The organism is Protofrankia coriariae (genome assembly GCF_001017755.1).
GTDB lineage: Bacteria > Actinomycetota > Actinomycetes > Frankiales > Frankiaceae > Protofrankia > Protofrankia coriariae.
Genome location: NZ_JWIO01000009.1, coordinates 74,543 through 77,939 on the forward strand (window position 1 = coordinate 74,543; position 3,397 = coordinate 77,939).

3 protein-coding genes (1 of these 3 only partly in view) are annotated in these 3,397 nt (G+C 69.2%); 2 read left to right on the forward strand and 1 reads right to left on the reverse strand.

Annotated elements, in window-relative coordinates; all coding sequences use genetic code 11:
- The coding region (locus FrCorBMG51_RS07825; protein WP_200902372.1) for a helix-turn-helix domain-containing protein at nucleotides 1-347 on the forward strand (347 nt) is incomplete at its 5' end.
- A 414-nt stretch (nucleotides 348-761) separates the two neighbouring features.
- Here the strand turns inward: FrCorBMG51_RS07825 and FrCorBMG51_RS07830 are convergent.
- On the reverse strand, nucleotides 762-2,066 hold the full coding sequence (locus FrCorBMG51_RS07830; RefSeq protein ID WP_047222422.1) for a nucleotide sugar dehydrogenase: 1,305 nt from the start codon (nucleotides 2,064-2,066) through the stop codon (nucleotides 762-764).
- A gap of 575 nt (nucleotides 2,067-2,641) precedes the next feature.
- Here FrCorBMG51_RS07830 and FrCorBMG51_RS07840 point away from each other — a divergent pair.
- Nucleotides 2,642-3,397 carry the 5' portion of an MraY family glycosyltransferase gene (locus FrCorBMG51_RS07840; RefSeq protein ID WP_476742129.1) on the forward strand. Its footprint extends 150 nt past the window's final position, so the window shows 756 of its 906 coding nt (coding positions 1-756); the start codon lies at nucleotides 2,642-2,644; the stop codon falls past the right edge of the window.

Genomic DNA, 3,397 nt, shown 5'->3' on the forward strand with positions numbered 1-3,397 from the left:
CCCCGCTACCGGCGGCCGTCTACGAGGTGCTCCAACACGTCGTGCTCGCCATGGCCCACGGCCAGGCGGTCACCATCGCACCCCACCACCAACAGTTGACCACGCAGGAAGCCGCCGACATTCTCGGCGTCTCCCGTCCCACCCTGGTCAGGATGTTCGACGACGGGCGGATCCCCTACACCCAGCCAGGCCGTCACCGCCGAGTCCTCCTGCGTGACGTGCTCTCCTACCAGGAACGGCGACGAACCGCACGCGAGGCCGCCATGGACGAACTGGTCGCCCTCGCCGAGGAGCTCGACGGCTACCGCGCGACCGACAGGCCCTACCGCCGCACGGAAGCACCATGACCTTCGCCGCACTGCTCGACACGTGCGTCCTGTTCCCCATGCACCTGCGCGACAGCCTGTTACGCCTCGCGATCACCAGAACGAGTATGTAAGTGGTTGCTGTAGCAGCCGTTTCCGCACTCATTCTTACGAGGTAGAGCTGCCAGAATCGCGAACCGCACGTCGAGCGGGCTCCGCGCGGCCCACCGGTCCGGGCTGTTCCCTGGCCGGCCGCTCCCTGGCCGGCCACGCTGGCCACGCCGTTCGTAACGGATACGTATGGCTACCTGACCGGCGCTCCAGGCTCGGCTCGGTCCGCGTCCACCGCATGGCTGTTACACCTGTACGTACACCTGTACGCGTCACTCGCCGAGCGCCGCTCGGCCATCATCCACCTGGCTGTTGATTGCCGCGGCTGGCCGTCGTCGGGTTGGGTCAGAGGAGTTCGACCTCGGCGGTGGCGGGCGGTGCGGCGTCGTGGTGTCCCGAGCGCTGGGTGGGTAGCCAGCAGCGGGTGTCGAGGACGGCGCGGGCGCGGCGGGCCACCAGCTCCCGGGAGAACGCGTCATGGTCGACCAGGACGATCACGAGATCGGCGGCGGCGACCTCCTCGGCGTCCGCCTCGACCAGGGCGACACCCGACGGCAGGCAGGAGGCGTCAACGTGCGGGTCCGCGGCCCGCACGTCCGCGCCGAGCCCGGCGAGCAGCGCGGCGACCCGCACCGCCGAGGACTCCCGGACGTCACCGGTGTTCTTCTTGTAGGCCAGCCCGAGCAGCAGGATGCGACTGCCGTTGACCGCGCTGCGCCGGCGGTTGAGCATCTCCAGAACCCGGCGCACGACATGGTCGGGCATGTGGTCGTTGACGTCGTTGGCGAGCTCGACGAAACGGAAGCTGCGCCCGAGGCTGCGCCGTACCCGCCACGACAGGTAGGAGGGGTCGATGGGCAGGCAGTGCCCGCCGACCCCGGGGCCGGGGGTGAAGCGCAGGAAGCCGAACGGTTTGGTGGACGCCGCCTCGATCGCCTCCCACACGTCGACCCCGAGCTCGTGGGCGAACATCGCCAGCTCGTTCACCAGGGCGATGTTGACGTGGCGGAAGGTGTTCTCCAGCAGTTTGGTCAGCTCGGCGGTGCGGACCGAGGCCACCGGCACGGTCGTCTCGACGATCGAGTCGTAGAACGCCCGCACGGCCCGCAGGGACCGCTCGTCGATGCCGGAGATCACCTTCGGGGTGTTGACCAGGTTCCAGCTCGGGTTGCCGGGGTCTATCCGCTCGGGCGAGTAGCCGAGGAAGAACGACTCCCCGGCGGCGAGTCCCGAGGTCTCCTCCAGCAGCGGCCCGAACAGCTCGTCGGTGGTGCCGGGATAGGTCGTGGACTCCAGGATCACGGTGGCTCCCCGCCGCAGTAACGGCCCGAGGCTGCGCCCGGAGCTCTCGATGTAGGAAAGATCCGGGATGCCCTCACGCAGCGGGGTCGGGACGGTCACCACCGCGACGTCGAATTCGGACGCGTCCTGATAGTTCGATGACGCCCGGTAGCGGCCGCTGTCGATGGCCTCGGAGACGGCCAGGCTCGGGATGTCCTCCACGTAGGACTCACCGTTGCTCAGCCGTTTGACCCGCCCTTCGTCCACCTCGATCCCGACCACGGACCAGCCGACCTCGACGGCCCGCATCGCCAGGGGCAGACCCACGTAGCCCTGCCCCACCACGACGAGCTTTCCGTAAATATTCATAAGCAGAGAGTGACATATCGAATCGAGGTCAAAGCGGAAGCATGCCCCGTGTCGCGTCACAACCTGAAGACCGCCACCAGATGGCACCCGACGGGCATCCGACACGGACCCCCGCGTGGACGAGCGGCGCGACACCGACATCGGCGGTCACGATGCCAGCATCCCGCCGTGGCGCCGATGCCGGCGGCGTCGGCGCCGATGCCGATGCCGGCGCCGATGCCGATGTCGGACGCGACATGACGAACACCGATCCACACTAGTAGTAGTCTCTCTACTACTTAATGTAGCCATCTTTCGATCTTCGATCAGACTCGGATCCAGCTGGCCACCAGCGGCACGGCCATGATTTTTCCGTGCCGGCGACGGCGAAGGACCCTCCGGACCATCCCAAGGCGGTGGACGACGTGGCGCTTTCGGCAGCCATCGCACTCCTGATCACCGCGGTCACGACACCGGCCGTGATCGCGGGCATGCGGCGCCTGGCCGTCATGGACGCCGTGACCGAACGATCGTCACACCTGGTGCCCACCTGCCGGGGCGGCGGAGTGGCCATCGCCCTCGGCCTGTTCGCCGGCATGCTGGTACCCATCATCGACCCGGCCGTGGACGCCCCCGCCGAGCTGTTCACCGTGGTGGTGGCGGCGTCGCTGTTCGGCCTGCTCGGCCTCGCCGAGGACACCCATGGCGTGGCCGCGCTCCGCCGACTCGGCCTACAGATGATCGCGGCGGCGCTGACGATCGTCGCCTGGGTCGCCGTGGCACCGCCCGACCTGCCGGTCGCGGTCATCCCGCTGGCCGCCTGCGCGGCGCTGGTGTGGATCGCAGGCTTCACCAACGCCTTCAACTTCATGGACGGGATCAACGGGATCTCGTCGGCCCAGACCCTGCTGACCGGCGTGGCCTTCGCTGTCATCGGGCACCGCAGCGGCCTGGACTTCCTCACCTACGGCGGGGCCATGGCGGCCGGGGCCGCGCTCGGCTTCGGCCCCTACAACTTCCCGCGGGCCAGGATCTTTCTCGGCGACGTGGGCAGCTACGCCCTTGGCGCGCTGATCGCCGTGCTGACGCTGCTGGCCGTCGCGCACGGTGTGCGGCCCGACGCCGTCGTCGCCCCGCTGCTGGTCTACCTCGCGGACACCTCCTGCACGCTGCTGCGGCGGGTGCGCTCCGGCCAGCTCTGGTACGCGCCGCACCGCGGCCACGTGTACCAGCTGCTCACGGTAGCGGGATGGTCGCACACCCGCGCGACGCTCGCGGTCTCCTCGGTCACCGCGGCGACCGCCGGCCTCGGCATCGTGATCTACAGTGCCGACCTGGCGGCGCGGGTGGCC

What these genes read in the sequence shown, in the direction of transcription:
- FrCorBMG51_RS07830 (WP_047222422.1), bottom strand. Translation starts at nt 2,066, where the DNA reads ATGAATATTTACGGAAAGCTCGTCGTGGTGGGGCAGGGCTACGTGGGT.